6 protein-coding genes and 9 pseudogenes are annotated in these 18,861 nt (G+C 63.3%); 2 read left to right on the forward strand and 13 right to left on the reverse strand.

What is annotated here, in order from left to right; genetic code table 11:
- Positions 1-147: 147 nt before the first annotated feature.
- The 6 genes and pseudogenes from HS109_19270 to HS109_19295 all read right to left on the reverse strand — a co-directional run bounded on the left by HS109_19270 (position 148) and on the right by HS109_19295 (position 10,379).
- Positions 148-3,194 (reverse strand): annotated as a pseudogene (locus tag HS109_19270) (DEAD/DEAH box helicase family protein).
- A gap of 22 nt (positions 3,195-3,216) precedes the next feature.
- The gene (locus HS109_19275) at positions 3,217-3,984 is read right to left on the reverse strand and encodes a hypothetical protein (protein ID MBE7524500.1); all 768 of its coding nucleotides are present in this window, start codon (positions 3,982-3,984) and stop codon (positions 3,217-3,219) included.
- Between the two features lie 279 nt (positions 3,985-4,263).
- A pseudogene (locus HS109_19280) lies at positions 4,264-6,189 on the reverse strand (site-specific DNA-methyltransferase).
- Positions 6,190-6,209: 20 nt separating this feature from the next.
- Positions 6,210-6,784, reverse strand: a pseudogene (locus HS109_19285) (DUF4391 domain-containing protein).
- A gap of 95 nt (positions 6,785-6,879) precedes the next feature.
- Positions 6,880-10,176, reverse strand: a pseudogene (locus HS109_19290) (DEAD/DEAH box helicase family protein).
- On the reverse strand, positions 10,176-10,379 hold the full coding sequence (locus HS109_19295) for a helix-turn-helix domain-containing protein (protein MBE7524501.1): 204 nt from the start codon (positions 10,377-10,379) through the stop codon (positions 10,176-10,178). Before HS109_19295 ends, HS109_19290 begins: the two are co-directional and overlap by 1 nt.
- Positions 10,380-11,451: 1,072 nt before the next feature.
- On the opposite strand from HS109_19295, the pseudogene HS109_19300 reads away from it, so the two are divergent.
- Positions 11,452-12,316, forward strand: a pseudogene (locus HS109_19300) (integrase domain-containing protein).
- A 142-nt stretch (positions 12,317-12,458) separates the two neighbouring features.
- Here the strand turns inward: HS109_19300 and HS109_19305 are convergent.
- Both HS109_19305 and tcmP read right to left on the reverse strand, forming a co-directional pair.
- Positions 12,459-13,201 (reverse strand): annotated as a pseudogene (locus HS109_19305) (phage Gp37/Gp68 family protein).
- Between the two features lie 366 nt (positions 13,202-13,567).
- Positions 13,568-14,485 (reverse strand): annotated as a pseudogene (tcmP, locus tag HS109_19310) (three-Cys-motif partner protein TcmP).
- Here tcmP and HS109_19315 point away from each other — a divergent pair.
- Complete coding sequence (locus HS109_19315) at positions 14,432-15,196, forward strand: hypothetical protein (GenBank protein ID MBE7524502.1); 765 nt, start codon at positions 14,432-14,434, stop codon at positions 15,194-15,196. The pseudogene tcmP and the gene HS109_19315 overlap by 54 nt on opposite strands.
- Here HS109_19315 and HS109_19320 read toward each other — a convergent pair.
- From HS109_19320 to HS109_19340, 5 genes and pseudogenes are all read right to left on the reverse strand, one after another.
- Positions 15,147-16,210, reverse strand: a pseudogene (locus HS109_19320) (DUF932 domain-containing protein). The gene HS109_19315 and the pseudogene HS109_19320 overlap by 50 nt on opposite strands.
- On the reverse strand, positions 16,207-16,938 hold the full coding sequence (gene radC, locus HS109_19325) for a DNA repair protein RadC (GenBank protein MBE7524503.1): 732 nt from the start codon (positions 16,936-16,938) through the stop codon (positions 16,207-16,209). The pseudogene HS109_19320 and the gene radC overlap by 4 nt, the downstream one beginning before the upstream one ends.
- Before the next feature lie 88 nt (positions 16,939-17,026).
- On the reverse strand, positions 17,027-17,512 hold the full coding sequence (locus HS109_19330; protein MBE7524504.1) for a DUF3577 domain-containing protein: 486 nt from the start codon (positions 17,510-17,512) through the stop codon (positions 17,027-17,029).
- A gap of 459 nt (positions 17,513-17,971) precedes the next feature.
- Positions 17,972-18,673, reverse strand: a pseudogene (locus HS109_19335) (DUF1845 family protein).
- On the reverse strand, positions 18,613-18,852 hold the full coding sequence (locus HS109_19340; protein ID MBE7524505.1) for a DUF1845 family protein: 240 nt from the start codon (positions 18,850-18,852) through the stop codon (positions 18,613-18,615). Before HS109_19340 ends, HS109_19335 begins: the two are co-directional and overlap by 61 nt.
- Positions 18,853-18,861 lie beyond the last annotated feature (9 nt).

Below are 18,861 nucleotides of genomic sequence, written 5' to 3' on the forward strand. Positions count from 1 at the left end.
TCAATTCCTCAAAATCACGACACTCATCCTACGCTCGCAGACCGAGCGGAGGGTGAGTTCTTTGCCACGTCCAACCGCACCCAAACACGCGAAGCTGCGCTCATATGCTGTCATTCAATGCCAGAACAACGCGCCCACCACGTCCGCCTACCTCACCACTTCCATCAATCTCTGCCGAAGCTGTCCACCACGTCGTACCTAACACTCTCCGGGGCGTACCGCCGATTCATCTCGTCAAAGAACTTGCGAGCGCACTGGATCTTCGTTTTCTCGATCTCGCGCAGCTCCAGTGACGACATCGAGCCCTTGGTCTCGGCGACGAAGTAAACGTGCTTGACCGCCCCTTCCTTGAAGGTGATGGCCCAGTCAGGGTTGTAGTCACCCACCGGTGTGGGGATCAGAAAGCCGCGCGGCAGCTTGGCGTAGACCACCACTTCGTGAGCCGTATCCAGCTCTTTAACGAACTCGCGCTCCACCTTCGAGTCGGTGAGCACGTAGTCGTAGATGTGCCGCTGGAGCTTGTCGCCCGCCTTGCTGAAGTCCTGCTCGTCTGCCCGGCGGTGAAGATGTCGAGGTCAAACTTGTCCTCGACCGGGTCATAGGCCAGGTGCTCGATGATCACCGTAGCTTTCTGCTCGTTCACCAGGCGCGTGGCCTCGGCGATGAAGTGCTCCGGGTTCGTCCTGAACTGCGCGAACACGGCGACGTTCACCCCCTTGAGTATCTCGGCCACCGTACGGCGGGTCAGTTGCGTGCCTTCGGCGAGCTTGCCGATCAGGTCGTACTTCACAGAGGAGTGAATCGATAGCTGGTTCGTCTCGGTATTGGTAGCCTTAAGCACGAACGCGTTGCCATCCTTGATCCCGTCGTAGGTCACTGCAGCAGCCTGCTCGCCGTGCTGGATGGTGTACTGCAACGGCGTCACGCGCAGGCTGGCATCGATGGCCTTGATGGCCTTGCCCACCAGCTCATCGGCGTCGAACTGGACACTGTAGGCCGCCTTGCGGTTGATGCGGTTCCACAGCGCCTTGAACTCCTGCTTCTCGAAGTTGGCGTTGAGCGGGTTCTTCTTCGGGCGACGGTCGTCGCTAATGTCGGGAAGCTGGCTCTCGCTGAATACGCTGTCGATGAGCTGGAATACCTGTTCTAAGTGCGGCTGTAGTTCGGCAGGCAGCGGCGCGAGCGCGCCGTCCTTCCGGGCCTCGTGGTAAGCGTTGGTGATTCGGTCCCCGTCGTCCGTGTAGTCGTTCTTCAATAGGTACTTGTAGATCTGCTTGGCAAGCTGTGGCGTGACTTCGACATCGCCGGTTGGGGTTTTGATCACCTTGCCAGTGAAGTAGGCCTCGTCCGCCACCCTGGGGCGGGCCGACAAAGACTCGCTGATGTCCTTCTGAAGCGCCGCGACAAAGTCCTTGTAGCTTTCGCTCGCCACCACCGTCAGCACGTTGATCTCGTGAACGGTTGACGGGTGGTCCATGCGGTCACCGTTCTGGTTTACGGACAGGCGCAGGCCACGGCCTACCTCTTGCCGCCTAGAGATCGTGTTGTCGCTGTGCTTGAGGGCGCAGATCACGAACACGTTCGGGTTGTCCCACCCTTCACGTAAAGCGGAGTGCGAGAAGATGAAGCGCACCGGCTCTGCCAATGAAAGTAGCCGTTCTTTGTCCTTCAGGATAAGGTCATAGGCATCGACATCGTCGGACAAGCCCGCGTTCTCCCCACGGACCGCGACATCGGGATCGGTCAGTCGCTTGGTCTTCTTGTCGATGGCGAAGTAACCGTTGTGGGTCTTGCCCGTCCCGATCCCTTTCAGGTACTTGATGTACGGCGTCTCGTCCAAGTCAAACACTTCGGTCAGGTACTGTGTGTACTCCTCTTCGAAGGCTCTGGCGTACTCACCCTTCTCGTCGGGCTGGCTATAGTCGCGGTACTTGGCGACCTCGTCGATGAAGAACAAGGTCAGTACCTTCACGCCGTGTTGGAATAGCAATTGCTCCTTGTCAAAGTGCGCTTTGATCGCTTCACGAATCTGGATGCGCCGCAACGTCGCTTCGGTCACGTCACCGGTGGCATCGCCCACCACCAGCTCCACGCCGTTGGTGAAGCTCAGGACATCGGTGTTGGCGTTGATGTCGGCCACCACGTAGCCGCGGTACTGGTCCAACCCGTTCGAGCGGTCGAACAGGTTGTCTCCTTTGACCAGCTTGCGCAGCACGCGCTTGATGCTGCCGCCATCCAGCTTCTGTTCGAACTCGACTCGTGCCTCGGGCGGCTTCTTGCTTGATATTTCGATGGCTTGCAGGTAGAGGTAGCCCGCCGTGCCCGCCAAGCCCTTCACCCCAATGCCGCGTACCGCGATCTTCTTCACCAACTTTTGGTTGTAGGCATCCAGCGCGTCCAGCCGGTGGATCTTATTGTGGGTGGTCTTGTGGGTGGCCGAGTAGCGCAAGACGAACAGCGGCTTGAAGTTCACCAGTGAGTCCAGCGTCTTTCCGCCCTCCATCTTTTGCGGCTCGTCCAGTATGAGGATCGGCCGATTGGCGCTGATCACGTCGATGGGCCTGCGCGACTGGAAGTCGTCCAGCTTCTTCGTAGATGCGTCGCGCGTCCTTGCCGGTGGCGTTAAAGGCCTGTACGTTGATCACCATCACGTTGATGGCGGCGTCAGACGAGAAACTCTCTAGGTGGTGCAGCTGCTTAGAGTTGTAAATGAAAAAGCGCGCCTTCTTGTGATAGGTCTGCAGAAAGTGCTCAGCGGTGATATCGAGTGACTTCGCCACGCCCTCGCGGATGGCGATGGATGGCACCACGATAATGAATTTGCTCCAGCCGTACTGCTGGTTCAGCTCGAAGATTGTCTTGACGTAGCAGTAGGTCTTGCCGGTGCCGGTCTCCATCTCGATGTCGAGATTGACCCTGGCCACCTTGGTCTTGACCAGCGCGTCGGATAAGGGAAGGTTCTGCGCCCGTTGTACGTCGCGGATGTTGCCGAGCAAGGCCGCATCGGACAAAACCAGATCGGCATTCTTGAAGCCGTCTCCGCCAAACAGATCGTCCACGCCTTGCCGGGCTTTGCCCGGGTCGATGCGATAACTCATGGCTTCGGCAGATGCTAGAGGCTGCGCCTTGAAGCAGTCCACCACGGCCTGCACGGCGAGGGTCTGGTAGGCCTGGGTCTTGAACTTTAGCTTCATGGTCCCGCCTTTGGAGAGCAGATCACAACTTCCAGCGCCGAGCCGGCGGCGCCTGTTCGCAATGGGCGATCAGGCCGTCAAATCGACTCGGGTCGATGGCTCGGCGGACCAGTTCGAAGTTGAACTTCCCGCGTCCCCGCTTGGTGAAGATGAGAACGCAAGGGCGGCTGCCGTATTCGAGCTCGCGGATCGACAGACGCGCGGTGGCGTTGCGGTTGAGCGTGAAGACGAGTGTGCGCGATTCCTGGGTGTCGACGTTCTTCAGGTCGAGGTTGATGGTGCTTCCGACCGTCTTGCCCAGCCCGAAGAATCTCCGTGCGGCAATCAACGGTATCTGAACCTGGCGACCCTCCTCGCTTGTCTCCCGCGGCATGACTTCGAGGATCAATCTGGAACCACCCGTCCCCGCAGCCGCACTGACGTTGGCACCAGCCGTCTTAGCCGAAGCACCGCTAGTCCGCTTCGACCAGGTGAAGTCGCCGCCCTGGCCGGAGGCCATCCGCTGCTGGCCGTACTTCTCCTTCTCCTTCGCATAGCTCTTGATCAGCGCTGCAGTTGCGGGTTCGCTGGCCTTGTGGATCTCATCGTGCCATGTCTGCAGATTGGCATCGACTTGGGCCAGCGTCGTGACGGTGGCGAACTCGATGTTGTTCCTCAGGCCGTCCTCGGTGAGGTTGTTGCTCCCGGCAAGGATGGTGCTACCGGCCTTTCCGACAAACCAGATGACCTTCGGGTGGAAGATGCCCGTGTAATGACGCATCACGCGGACTTCGACTCCTTCGCTCTTCATGGCCTCGAGGGCAGCGGCATCGGTCAGTGCGTCGGTCGGTTCCGATGTAGGCTGTGACAACTCGAGCGTCGTGCGCCATGCGCCAATTCAGGATGCTATTGCGAAGCCGCTTCCATCCGGATTCGGTGGCCGCATAGAAGTACAGCCTCAGCTGACGGGCCTGCTGGTCGCTAGCGCACACTCGCTCGGCAGCAGCGAGAAAGTCGGTTACGGCCCATGCGGCAGTTCGCATGGTCGGCGCCGCCGGCGACAGAGCTGCCGGCGTTCTAGGGAGTTGACTCACAGTACCTTGATCTCCGTTTTCGGCGACAGCAGCTTGAAGATCTGCTCGATGTTGATCCTCACGGCGCTGTTCTGAAGCCCAGCATCGCGGAAGACAGCGCGCAGCGGCATGCAGGCCGCCAGTTCCTTGATGAAAGATTCGTCGACGCCGCCATCTGCGTCGAAGCAGCAGGCCAGCGCATCTCTGTCGACGAAGTACACGTCCTTGCCCTGCACGATCTTCTTCTCGACGGGCAAGGACAGATCTACTCCCCAGTCCAGCATCACTTGGAACAGCAGGTCCTCGGGCGTGCGGCCGGGTTTGATGTTTTCGACGAGTAGGTCGAGGTTGGCCTTGTCCAGTGCGTCGGGCTCGTAGTAGACGTCGGCCATGTTCGACGTATCAACCTTAAGCACACGGAAGCCGGTGTCCTTGTTCCAGTCTTCGTGGCACTGTCGCTCCAGCGTCCGTTTGCCGGCGCGGCGTATGCGTTCCTTGCTGATCTCTGCAATGGTCTGGTAACCGGCCTTAGAAGCGTCCGAATTCGGCTCACACGGCTCGGGTAGCTGGACCATGATGAACCTGCGGTTGCCGCCGTCTTCGGCATTCAACTGCATCACGGCGTCGGCGGTCGAGCCAGAGCCACAGAAGAAATCCATGACCAACGCATTCGGGTCATCGTAGGTGACGGCGCGGCACAGGACCCGGATGAGGCTCGTAGGCTTCGGATTGTCGAACAGGGTCGCTCCGAATAGGCTTTCCAACTCCGCGGTTGCGTCTTCGTTAGTGCCGGCTTGATACGTTTCCGGCGATAGGAGGTTGTGCATCTTCTTGACCTCCCCTCCCGCCTTGACATGGTTGGGCCTGAACGGCGCCTTGGAAATCGTGATCACCTCGCCCGCCCGAACAATCTCATCGAGTCGGCTCTGGCTGTACCTGAATTCGCCCTCCAGCCGGAACGCGTCGACGTTGCGGTAATCGGCCACAACGACTTTATCGAGCAGGCGGGTGACGATGTTTCCCTCGCTCATGTCTTGCGGTTCGTAGACGGCATCTTTTGACGCGAACCGGACGGCCCCCGCAGGAAACTGGAGCGTCCCCAGCGAGTTGCCAGCGTTGTTGACCGGATACTTCTTTCCGACCGTAGTGACATCGACCGAGAAGGGCGGGGCCAAGGTCCGGTTCCGCGCTACGCACACCACGTACTCGAACATTGAGCCGACGTTGGCGTGCAGGAACGAGGGCTTCTTCTTGCGCTGGCGCAGAAAAGTCGTTACGAAGTTCTCGTCGCCAAAGATCTCCTTGGTCAACCGAAGCAGGTTGTCGACCTCCTGCTCGCCGATGCTGATGAAGAGCAGGCCGTCATCCGCGAGGAGGGTCCTAGCGAGCTTCAGTCGCGGATAAATCATCGACAGCCAGTCGGAATGGAACCGGCCGTTCGTCTCGGGATTGGCGATCAGCCGATTGCCCTTGTCATCTTCTGATTGACCGCTTGAGGAAGCCCTGTGCGCTCTCAGCAAAATCGTCCTCGTAAATGAAGTCGTTGCCAGTGTTGTATGGCGGGTCGATATAGATCATCTTCACCTGGCCGAGGTAGGTTTCCTGCAGCAGCTTCAGCGCGTCGAGGTTGTCGCCTTCGATGAACAGGTTCCTCGTGGTGTCGAAATCCACGCTCTCTTCCCGGCAAGGGCGCAGCGTCTTTGCAATCGGCGCGTTGGCGGTCAGCAGCGCCTCGCGCTTGCCGGGCCAGTTGAGCTGGTAGCGCTCCTGCGGGCCTTCGACGATGGATGAAGACAGCTCCTGCCGCAGCAGGTCGAAGTCGATACGCCGCTTCAGTTCGCCCTTGTCATCCCGCGCCTCGGTGACGCAATTGGGAAAGAGTTCCGCCAGCCTGGCGATGTTGGCCTCGATCAGATCGGGGAGTGCATTTTCAGTTTTTCCATCGAAACGTCCTTCTAGGCGGCTAGGCGCTCAGCCGGTCGATCTCGGCCTTGAGCTCGCGCAATTGTGCATTGAGCGCGACCTTGCGGTTGAACTGTTTCTCACGGTGCAGGCGGATTTCGGTTCTTGCCACCCGTCGTTCTGCCGGCTGCGCAGCCTGGTCAGCCGTTCCAGCTGCTCGGGCAGGCTCTCGCCCGGCCGCGCCGGCTGCGGCAGCAGGCAGCGCAGCAGTTGTTCGTAGAGGCCGTGGAGATCGAGGGCCACGGGCAGCGCGCGCGTTGCGCAGCGGTGGCGGGCAGCCAGTCGCCGGCGAAATAGCCGTCGATCACCCACTTGCCGGCTTCCGCTGCGCTGGGGCGCTTCCAGGCGGCAACCATGCGGGTGCGTTGCCCGTGCCACAGGCGGAAGAAGATGGGCAGCGGGATGGCGCGGTCGATGGCGTGAAGGATGTCTTCGTCCAGCGCATCGCTCTTCAGCGCGAGGTCGAAGATTTCGATTTCCTCGATGCCGGCGCGGCGCGGGCAGGTTGATGGTTTCCGGCGCCAGCTTGTATTGCCAGGTGATCTGTTCCACCTGCCGGACGAAGCGCTCGCGCAGGGCGGCGCTGTGATCCGGCCGTGCTGGTAGATCTTACTCTTCGGCAAGACGCGGCCGACCTGGGCCCTGGGGCGGGAAATCGAACAGGGCCGGCGTCATGACCCGCCCTGAATGACGACGAAGGTGATCAGCTCGAAGTCGTCCAGCCCGGCGATGCCGTCCAGAAGCGCCGTGGTCCTGCCGCCGCTGAACAGGCTGTCGATGTCGCGCTCCTCCTTGCGGTCGATCAGGGAACGGATGGCCTGGTCGAGCAGATCGGAACAGGCTGCATGTCGCGCCGTCGTCGGTGGCCCGGTTGAAGGGCTCGTAGGCTTCGCGGATCGGCTGGTCGCGGCCCTTGCAGGCGCTGCGGGCGAGGTCGAGCAGGCGCTTGGCTTCAGTGTGGTCGCTGACGATGCGGCCGTCGCTGCCGATGTAGATCAGGGAAAACGGGTGCAGCGGGTTCTGCTGCTGCAGGTGGGTGCGCGCGGGGCTTGCGGCTGCGCAGGGTGAAGATCACGCCGGGCACCAGGCCGAGGTCGGGCTGCGCCGGCACCACGGCATGCAGCCCGTGGGGAACATGGGCGAGGTCGCCGTTGGCCTTGATGTAGTTGAGCAGGTCCATGCGAAAATCGTTGAGGCCGAGGTCGGTGATGGAGACGCCGGTCTTGAGGTCTTCCATTTCGATCACTTCGTCCTGCAGACGGCGCAACTGCTCCTTGCGGTAGGCGACGTCGTTGGCCTGGGCGTTGAGCACGTTGTCGTCGCCGGTGGCGGTGACGTCGGCGATCATCATGCGGTTTTCGACGCGCTCCTTGAGGTTGATGTACTCGTCGAGGCTGATGTCGGGCCAGTAATTGACCAGCTGGATGCGGGTCATTGCGCGAGCCGATGCGGTCGATGCGGCCGAAGCGCTGGATGATGCGCACCGGGTTCCAGTGGATGTCGTAGTTGATGACGTAGTCGCAGTCCTGCAGGTTCTGGCCTTCCGAAATGCAGTCGGTGCCGATGAGCAGATCGATCTCGCGCGACTCGTCCGGGCAGATGACGGCCTTGTCCTTGGAATGCGGCGAGAACAGGGTGAGCAGGCCCTGGAAGTCGTAGCCCTGGCGGCTGCCCGGCATGTGGCCCAGGGTGGAGTGCGGCGCATCGCTGCCGGTGACCTTGGCGCAGTGCACCTTGTGCTGATGCAGCAGGGGCTTGGCCAGATGGTCGTAAAGATAGGCGGCGGTGTCGGCGAAGGCGGTGAAGATCAGCACCTTGCGGTTGCCGGGATTGATCGGTGAAGCCAGCTTGCTGGCGATCCTGGGTTTTCAGGTGTTGCAGCTTGGCATCGTCGCCCGGCGTGACCTTGGCCATTTCGGCCAGCAGCGCATCGATGAGGGCCAGGTCCGCCCGCAGATCGCGTTCCCAGGAGGGCAGATCCATGTCTTCGAGGTTGATCTGCACCTTATTGCCGATGGTGGCGTCGCCGGGCAGCGGGAACTCGTCGTCCTCGTACTCGATATCCTGAAACGCGGCGGTGACGTCGGCAAACGCGCCGGCCGCGCCGGTCTGCCTGAAGCCGGCGATCTTCTCCAGGGCGTCGCGGTGGCAGCGTTGCAGGCTCTGCGAAGGTCAGGCGGAAGGAATGGACGGAACTTTCCAGCCGCTTGAGCAGGTTGGTGGTCATCAGCGCCTGCAGGCTGCGTTCGCGGTCGACCTGCTTGAGCGTGCCGCCGCCGCTCGACACCTCAGTGTCGTACAGGTCCTCGTACTTCTTCAGCCGACTGGGCAAGATGTAGCTGACCGGGGCGTAGACGGCGAGCTTGAGCCGGGACAGTTGCTCGAAGATCTCGTTGAAGCCCATCACGTCGACCCGCTCGGTCAGCGGCCGATGGAATGACAGAGGTTTGCGGCGCTCCGGAAAGTGGCCGATGTCCTTGGTGTCGTAGAAGGTCTGGATGTGCTTGCGCGAGCGCGCGATGGTGACGCTATCGAGCAACTCGAAGAAGTCGAAGTCCAGCGCGTCAAGGATGGCGCGTGCGGTGCGCTGCTCTGGCGGCAGCTTGGCCCAGACGTTGAAGGCGGCCTGGGCGCGGGCGGAAGATGCCGTCGATGTCGCGTTCCGTGCGCAGCTTGTTGTCGAGTGCATCGCTGTCGCCCTCGTAGGCCAGCGCCAGCTGGTTGCGCAGGTCGTTGAAGCGGTTGTTCACCGGCGTGGCCGAGAGCATCAGCACCTTGGTCTTCACGCCCTCGCGGATGACCTTGTTCATCAGCTTCTGGTAGCGCGTTTCCCTGTCCTTGAAGACATCGTTGTTGCGGAAGTTGTGCGACTCATCGATGACGACCAGGTCGTAGTTGCCCCAGTTGATGCGGTTCAGCGGTGTGCCGAACGACTCCCCGCTGGTACGGCTCAAGTCGGTGTGGCACAGGACGTCGTAGTTGAACCGGTCGCGCGCGAAGATGTTGGTCTTGAGGTTGCGGTTGTAGTTGAGCCAATTGTCGGCGAGCTTCTTGGGGCAAAGCACCAGGACGGATTTGTTTCGCAGCTCGTAATACTTGATGACGGCCAGCGCGGTGAAGGTCTTGCCGAGGCCGACACTGTCGGCGAGGATGCAGCCGCTGTAGGTTTCCAGCTTGTTGATCAGCCCGGTGGCGGCATCGCGCTGGAAGTTGAACAGCTTTTGCCAGATCAGGCTCTGCTGGTAGCCCGTGCGGTCGTTGGGCAGCACGTCCTCGCTCACGTCTTCGAGGAACTCGTTGAAGATGTTGTAGAGCATCAGAAAGTAGATGCTCTCGGGCGAGTTCTCCTGATAGACGGAGGCGATGTGCTCGCAGATTTGCGAGGTCACGTCTTCCAGCTTCTCGGCGTCGTGCCAGATCTGGTCGAACAGGCTCAAGTAGGTGGCCGTGAACGTCGGCTCGTCCAACTTGTTGACCAGATTGGAGACGGCGTTGCCTTGCTGGTAGCCGAGATCCACGGCCGTGAAACCGTGCAAGGGCATGTAGGCGATATCGCCACCTGCCGACTTCACGCAGGCAAACGGCTGCATCGGAGCCTTGCTGCGATTGCTCTTGAACGTGGCCTTGCGGCGCAGCCAGTCAGCGCACTCCTTTGCGATGGCGCGCTGGTTAAGTTTGTTGCGCAGCTGAATCTCGAAGTCGCTCCCGTAGAGGCTGCGTTCGCGGTCGAGCTTGGGGATGTGGAATCTCGCGGCGCTCCTGAGAATCTTGTCGGTCACTTCGTCGGCGACAAAGGCGGGAGCGGTGAAGATGAAGTTCAGTTCGTCGATCCTTTCCAGCTCGGCCTTCAGCGCTTCGAACGCGTACATCGAGAAGCAGGATGCCGCGACCTTCAGTCGGGCGCCCGGCTTGAGCGTTTGCTTGAGATCGTCACCGAGTAGGCGGTTGATGTTGTCGATGATTTCCATCAGTGCTCATCCGGCTTCTTCTTGTTGTGGATGCTCGCGGCGATCCACTGATCCAGCTCCACACGGCGGAAGCGCCAAGTGCCCCCTAGCTTGAACGCTGGAATCTCGCCGCTTGCTGCTAGGCGATAGACCGTCCGCTTCCCTGCTTTCAGGAACACCGCGACCTCGTCGATGGTGAGGATCTCGTCTGGCTGCTCGCCCATCTAATCACCCGCGGGAAGCGGAACATGGGTTGGACGCCTGCGCATATTGTCGCAGCTGGGCATGATCGTGCAAACTTGGCAAGCCTTGGCGAGGAACGGACAGCTCGCTTTGGTGAGGACGACACGAAGGGACCTGAGGGCCCTGGCGTCGCAAGGCGAAGACCAAGATGAGGCCTTCTATCCACGGCCGCGCGATCGGCGCCTCTAACGCAAGACTCGCGCGGCGGTGGGTAAGCCGCCTGTTCGGACCGACGTTCATCGTGCCGTCCGCACTGCTGACGGGTTGGGCAACTCTGCAGCCGACGGCGCTCTGCCCCAGTCGACCGCTGCGGTTGCATCGACGCAATCGTTGGCGCAGAGTCGTCGCGTTCGCGCTGGCTGAGTCAGCCCGGCTGATGCCCGTCACCGCATCGCCCCAGCCCGCTCGCGCGGGCACCAGAGCCGGCCACATCTCCTGAAACCCGGCGGCCGAGAAGGCCTGGAGATACGCGTCAGGCTTCGGCGACGAAGCGCCTGCACTGCCGCAGTCGATCGTGCGAGACCGTAGCGGCGTCGATCGAGCAGCCTCTGCTGCAGCTTCGGCCGCGCCCTGTCCCAGCACCACCTGCGCCAACCGCGTCGTCACTACGCGGCGCCAGCCAGTAGTGACGACGCGCACGCTGCCCCAGCGCACGTGCGGTTTGCCGGGGCTGTCGCAAGTGACGGCCCCACGTGACGGCCTTCCTGGCGCGTCAAGACCTCGGACCGCGCAACGTGGTCCGCACCCCGCCCGCTCCCCGCGGGCCTTGTGAGCCAGCGCCGCCCGGCGCACCCAGAGCCCTGGGGCAAGGGCTCACCCGATGGATCGCCTTCCCGCAGGAAGCGCCATCGGTGCCAACGCCGCGTGCCGCGGCGGCCAGCAATGACTCGGCACGAAACGGGAGTGGTGTCCCGTGTCCCTCGTGGTTCCCGCAGCGCTTCGGCGCCCGGGACGGACAGAAACACTGACCTGACCGACCAAACACCAGCGACAGCGAGAGATGACAACCGAGGGGCAGCCGACAGGACGAGGAACGATGCCAGCAGCAGCCGAATGCGCAACCTGAACTACGAGCTGAAGCAGCTGTGCCGTCGCAACCGCGACGGCAGCTTCGCGACGCAGCGCGATCGCGAGCGCGTGCTCGACCTGGTAGCCAGTCAGCTGCACGACATGGGCTACCGACACATGGCCGCGGCAAGCCTCAAGCCCAAGCACGTCGAGCGCCTGGTCGAGCGCTGGCAGGCGGAAGGCCTGGCCGTGGGCACGATCAAGAACCGGATGGCGGAGCTGCGATGGTGGGCCGAGAAGATCGGCAAGCAGAACGTCATCGCGCGCGACAACGACCACTACGGTATCGGCCACCGGCAGTACGTCACCAACGTCAGCAAGGCGCGCGAGCTGAGCGGCGGTGAGCTGGCCAGGATCACCGACCCCTACACGGCGATGTCCCTGCGGCTGCAGGCGGCCTTCGGGCTACGGCGGGGCGAGTCGATCAAGATCCGGCGGAGTGGGCCGATCGTGGCGACCGGCTGGCGCTCAAGGACACCTGGACCAAGGGCGGGCGGCCGCGCGAGATCCCGATCCGCAACGCGGAGCAGCGCCAGGTGCTCGACGAGGCCAAGGCGCTTGCCGGCAGGGGCAGCCTCATCCCGGCGGAGCGCAGCTACGTCGAGCAGTTGCGGCGCTCGAGTACCAATGCGCGGCCGCCGGCGTGCACCGCATCCACGGCCACCGCCACCAGTACGCGCAGACCCGCTACCGCGAGCTGACCGGGTGGCCGGCGCCGGCCGCCGGCGGGCCGCGCTCGCGAGAGCTCACGCCCTCGCAGCGCGAGCTCGACCGCGAAGCCCGGCTCACGATCAGCCAAGAGCTCGGCCACGAGCGCGAACAGATCACGGCGGTGTACCTCGGCCGGTGACTCTCTCTATTGGATTGCGGACTTTGGCCGGTCGTGACGGGTGCAATCAGATCGTTGTGGCGCACACGTCGGGCAACCCGCATGCGGACGTTTGACGTCTGAGCTGCACATTGAGCGCCACAAAACACGGCGCTCAGACCGCTCAAGCTGGCATCCCATCCCACGATTGCCCGTTCAGTTCGCGCCCGTGCGCCTTCTTCGAGCGCTTCTGCCTGTCGGCACCCCCGGCACCCCATTGCTTGAAAAAGAAAGCAACGTCCGCTTCGTCGAGCACTGACGGCGCACGCCTCTCCTGCCCCACCAGCGCGCATTGGCGCGCGCGCGCCCTGATTCGCCGCCGACGATGACCCAATGAATGTCACTTGAGGTCTATTCGGCCTACGTCTTCCAATAGCGGTTCCACGGATAGAAAGCGGATCGTCGCGTCTACTTCACGCAGGACGTCAATGCGAGGGACTCCAATCGCTTCACGCGATTCTCGACCGAGACGCCTTCGCTGTATTGGCGGCACGCGCCGAGTACGGCAGAAGTCGCGCATGCGCTCGGCGCGCTTGGTCAGCACTTGGAAGGTATGCCAATGCGCCTGCGCGCTATGACCTGGAAGACACTCTCGACATGGTCGAACGGCACCTTCTCGTGGAAGAGGTCGGACATCGAGTTGACGAAGTAGACCGTCGGCTTACGTCGTTCCAGCGTGGGCTCAGCCAAACGCTCGGGCATCAATGCGAGCTTGAACCCGCGCTCGTAGCCCTTCAGGCCCATTGCCTGCAGGCGACGAGCCATGCCTTCGGCGTAGCAGTTCTTGCAGCCAGGCGAGACCTTTGTGCAACCGATGGTCGGATTCCAGGTCTGCTCGGTCCACTCGATGCGACTATAGGTGCTCATGCTCAGTCTCCTGTTCGTTGGAGGCGGTCGCCATCCTTGCAGTGCAGCGGCTTGTCGGGCGGCGGCGGCTCGCATCAAGTTCCGGACGCGGCCGGCGTCGATCAAGCGCACCAGCGACGCCTGTAGGTCGCCGGGGAACCAGTCCTTGTCTTCCAGGATGTCGGCGAAGGCCTTTTCGTCCACGCGGCGCTCCCCGGCAGCGAGATAGTGGAGCCAGAAATGATCGACGTCATCAGCACTGGCGTGACCGGCCTCAGTATCAACAGCAGTGCCGAACATGTCCTGGACTCCGGTTTCGCGCTCGCGCTTGGCGTCGCGGAGTTCAGCCCGCACCTGCTTTTGCACCAAGTCCACGGTTTCCGAAATCGTCATGAACTCGATGACGCCCAGTGGATGTGTAGTGACATAGACGAGGTGGTACTTGGGCCGTTGTTTTTCGCGGTCTAACACGCGCACATAGGCGGAGCGGGGCGGAAACTGCTTGCGAGTGGCGTCGACACACACCCTCTTCAAATTGCCGCGGTAGGCCTTCAAGATCGCATGTTCACGCTGTGCTGGCGTCATGTCATCGACGCTGATGGCATCGCCAAGCAACTCTGCCATTTCGCTGCGCCACTCGCGCATCGACATCGTGCGATTGACGAAGTCGTACATGAAGTTGATCAGAAACTCAGAGCGCGGGCGCTCGAGCAGCGGCTTCAGCGTACCGACGCCGACATCCTTCCAGCCCTTTGGGTCGATAAAGAAGAAGGTAAACGCGTCTTTGCCCGCCCATTGCAGGACGTCGGCGCGTTTGGCAACGAAGTCGCCGTTCCATGCCTCGGCGTGCATGCCGCTGGGGGTGTTGTCGGCCAGATAGGCTTGGAGCCTGGCGAAGGGCCCAGGCTCCTTCTCGATGTACAGCGCGCGGATCGTCGCAGAGACGCCGTTCCGGCCGAGCTTCTGCCGCACGACATCTAGCGTTTGCAGCGAGATCGCGATGGACGTGCTCTTGAGATCATCGGAGACGTCACCCCAGGGCCCCGCGAAGCAGTCGACGTATCGGAGTTCGATGTGCCCGCCCTTCCGGGCTGCGCCGCCCACGATGAAGAACAGCTTCTCCAGGTAGCCCTTGAGCAGCTCATGCTTGATGAAGGCCTGCTCGCGCCCGTCATAGGCGTCAGGCACCGCCCCGATTTTCGCCAAGGTGCCTCCGTTGACGACCGAACGATCGTTCGGTAGCGTAAGCGAATGGATGACGACGGTCAATATCTTGATGCACTGCGCGCCTACTACGCCCAGCACGGCGTCCTTCCGTCGTACGCCACCATCGGGCGGCTGGTCGGCATGTCCTCCAAGGCCTCTGTGGCCGAGATGGTTGAGCGCCTGAAGCGAGCGAGCTACTTGGACAGCACACCGGACCGCCGGCTACAGCCCGGACGCCGATTCCACGACCGTGAAGTAGCTGACTATGTACGTGCTGGCCAGCCGAGTTCCAGCGGCGACATCCTCACAGAGACCCTGAGCCTTGATTCCTACCTGACGAGAAATCGCCGCAACACAGTCCTGGTGCGCGTAAAGGGTGACTCAATGACCGAAGCGGGCATTCTGGAAGGCGACATTGTGGTGGTGACGCGCCGGCCCGATGCTCGTGCAGGCCAGATCGTCGTCGCGATTATTGACGGTGAGTTCACGCTCAAGCGTCTTGCTTTCGAGCGCGGTCGGCCCGTGCTACGCGCGGAGAACAGCGTCACCCGCCGCCAGGCCGCGCGGCGGATTCGAAGTCTTTGGGGTTGTGGTGGGATTGGTTCGCCGATACCCGTAGGTGGGCAGAGTCGGCGCAGCGGTCACATCAAAGTGCGCGCCACCAGGGTTGGCCACGTGATCGCCGGGCTACCCGTCAGCAGTACTGACAGAAAAGAAAACGCCCGGGCAACCGTGAGGCTGCGCCGGGCGAAGGGGAGGACTAGGCGGCGTGGGCCACCTCCTTCCAGTCGCCGGGGGCCAGCTCGATGAGCTTGCCGCCGAGCGCCTCGAGCTCGGTGGCACGGTCGTAGTCGTCGACGTCCTGCGAGAAGTGCGTGACGGCGTTGACCAGGCCATAGGCGCTCAAGTCGCCTTCGACGATGAGGTGCCGCAGCACGCCGGCCCGCTCGGTGTCGTTGAGCGTGTAGCGGTTGGCCAGCACCTCGACGGACTTCACCGGGTCGCCCGTCAGACGGATGTCGCGCGTCTTCTGCAGCTTCTGCGCGACCTGCCGGAACGTCGCTTCGGAGACGGCCGCCTCGACCACGTCGCGCACCTTCAGGAAGAAGGCCCGGTCGTCGGCGGCGAGGGTGTCGTCCCTGAACACCTGGACCGACTCCGCTTCCGTCGTCAGCGCGCGCCCGACGTGCGTCTTGCGCAGCGCGTGGTCCGACGCGATCAGACCGTTCCTGCACACCAGCCGGAAGATCAGCGGCTGCACCGAGAGCGTGCCGCAGCCGACCTCCGAGTTGGTGATGACGATGCCGGCCTGGACGATGTCGCCGGGGGCGACTTCGAACTCGACGCGGGGCGTCACGACCTTCAGGTACATCTTCGTCTCGGTCAGTTCGACCGATTCGAAGCGGGCACCTTCCAGCCGCTGCAGGATCGGCAGGACGTTCTCCGCAAGATCGAAGTTGTCCAGCCGGCGGTAGCGGTCCGACAGCACCGCCCTCACCTGCCCGTCCAGCGTGCGCAGCATCCGGCGATCGCCGTCGGACTGCAGCCAGGTGTTGACGTTGCGATCGAGCAGCGCGGGCTGCTCGGTGCGCATGCGCTCGAAGTAGGCGAACGGGATCTTGAGCTTGTCGGCGAGCTGCCGGCGGCCAGACCCGTGACGCCGTATTCGCCGTCGCCCTGGCGGGAGTCGACGATCAGCTTGAGGTCGCCGCCCTCATCGGTACGGCACTGCAGGAACGACGAGGGCACGACCAGGTCGCGCTTGGAGGAGATCTGGCGCTCGAGTTCGCGGGCCAGGTCGACGAGAGTACGTCCGCTCTTCATGGTGAGACTCCATAGAGGTTGCGGAGACGGCCCCCGCCATGCGGGGATGCACATCCCCGCTGGGGTGAAGAACCGGACCGGGGGATCCCGATCCGGATGGGGTGCGCGACGGAAGTCGCGCGGGGTTCACGGGCTACAACAAGGCCGCGTTCGGCGAACGAGACGGCGTTGCTGCCGGCGATCACGATGTGGTCGAGCACGCGGATGTCGACCAGGGCCAGCGCCGAACGCAGCGACTGGGTCAGGAACTCGTCGGCCCGGCTGGGCTCGGCGACACCCGACGGGTGGTTGTGCGCCAGGATCACGGCCGCTGCGTTCAACGCCAGCGCCCGCTTGACCACTTCACGCGGGTACACGCTGGTCTGCGTGAGCGTCCCCCGAAACATTTCCTCGGGCGCGATGACCCGGTTCTGTGCATCGAGGAACAGCACCATGAAGACTTCGTGGTGGCGCTCGGCCATCGTGATCCGCAGGTACTCGCGCACCGCGGCTGGTGAGGCCAGCATGTCCCGCTCGCGCATCGTCTCGGCCAGAGCGCGACGGACCAGTTCCCTGGCCGCCAGCAGCTTGGCTCCGACGGACGACGACGGCACCTGCTGTGCCACTTCCGCGTTCAGCAGCCGCGACAGGCTGCCGCTCGCTTCCTTCAACAGATTCGCTGCCGTTCGCGGCCCCACCAGCGTGCTGAGCAGGGCGGCGTCGGACATCGACTCGATCGATCCGCACATGGAGTTCTCCTTCGAATGACGAATGGGGAACTCCTCCCCCAGGGAGCGAGCTCCCCGGGGGATGGATTGAGACCGACGATGCCGGCGGTCAGAACGGAACGCTCTCGGCTTCGTCCGCGCTCGCCGGTTGCGGCACGTCGATCGACTTGCCGTTGACCTTGGCGAACTTGATACGCAGCAGGCGCCCCTTGATGCTGACGCCGGGCTGCCCCTTCCTGTCGCCCTTCTCGAAGGTGAACAGTTCGGGGTAGATGTCGGCGATCCGGAAGCCGATGATCACGGCCTTCTCGGCTGCGACATCGTCTTCCAGGCGCTTGACGATCGCCTGAGCGTCAGCACCGCTGACACGGCAGTCGAACTTCGTGTAGCTGACGTCACTGTCGCTGCCGCGGAGGGCTGCGACGGTGCAGGCCAGGAACTCCTGGCCCTTCTTCGGCTTCACGGTGCGCACGCGATTGAGATAGCCGACGCCTTCGACGTGCAGGTTGAAGTACGACGGCTGGCTGCTGGCTTGAGGATGACTCGGACATGATGGCCTCCTATGACATGGAACACATGGAAATGGAGAGACCATCCCCAGGACGGGGATGGGACTCCCCGGCTGGGCAGAAGCACTGACGAAATCTCCGGCCTTGCGGCCACCGGCCTCAGGAGATCTGACCGGTTTCGGGCGATGCGTAACGGGCATCAACCGGGCTGACACAGCCAGCGAGAGACTCGGTCGCGCACGCAGCGATCAACGGCACGCGCAAGAAATCGATGCGGCATGCTGATCGCGGATCCGATCGGGATGCAACTGCAATGCGGACACGATCGAGCGGCGCGCCGACTCCGTCGACGGCGAGCGTGATCTCGACGAATGCGCCATCCGCCCCGGCGGCGCGAGGCGACGCGTGGCATCGACGCGATAGCCGCGGAACGACAGCTGCGCGGCGCCGGACAGCGCGGCGACGGCGAGCGCCTCGCGCGCAAGCACGCAAAGCATCGCCCACTCCGGCGCGCTGGGGTGCCGAGCGCGCGCACGGCGCGTTCGTCACAGCAGCTGCCCTCTCGCCGACGCTGGCGGCGGCTCGGCGTCCGCGCCGAGCGAGACCTGCTGCATCAGCCGCAGTTCCGCCGCGGTCGGGGTGACGCGCCGCTGCGAGTGCCGCGGCGCCTCCTCACCGGTGAACACCTTGCGCGGGAGTTCGCCGAACAGCGCGACCGCGGCGCGGACGCGCTGCCGCGCCGCATCGTCGGCGCCCGGGAGGAAGTCGCGCCGGCTCAGCGGGAGCATTTCCTCGCGCAACAGGTTGCGCTCCCAGCGGATCGGCTCCAGGAACAGCGCGCGCAGGCCGCGGCCGATGGCGCGAATCTCGGCCCGGCCCGCCTCGTCGCTCATGCGGTCCTTGAGCACGAGGGTCTTGACCATCCGCACGTGGTAGTCGAACTCGACGATCGCCTCGGCCGTCGCGTAGCCATATGGGCTGCGAAACCCCAGCTCCACCGTGACGGGGCTGCGGGACGCGAGCACGGACAGTGCGAGCCCTCTACGGCGAAGCCGCTCGAACTCCGCCTCGCGCGCTTGGATGACCTGGCCCATCTGCGCGCGGATGCCGGACAACGACTGGTAGACCCGGATCAGGATCCAGTCGGCGTAGGGGTTGTCGTTGGCCGAGAGGTACCAGATCGCCTTCAGCACCGCCGCGAAGCGCCGCCCGCCGGAATCGCCGGTGCGTTGCTCGCCGGATCGGCGGCGCGGCCGGTGAACATCCGGTACGCGTCCTGCGTGTGCAGGGTCATCGCGTCTGGCGTCTCGTCGACGAGCTGGCCCGCGGCGGGGCCGCGGTCCTCGCCGGCGCCGACTCGCGTAGCCATCGCGGGCTCGGCGTCGGTGACCGGGCCGAGTGAGGAAGGTGCTTCTTGTGCCGTCATGTCGGCCTC

The organism is Burkholderiales bacterium, assembly GCA_015075645.1.
Taxonomy (GTDB): Bacteria; Pseudomonadota; Gammaproteobacteria; order Burkholderiales; family Casimicrobiaceae; genus VBCG01.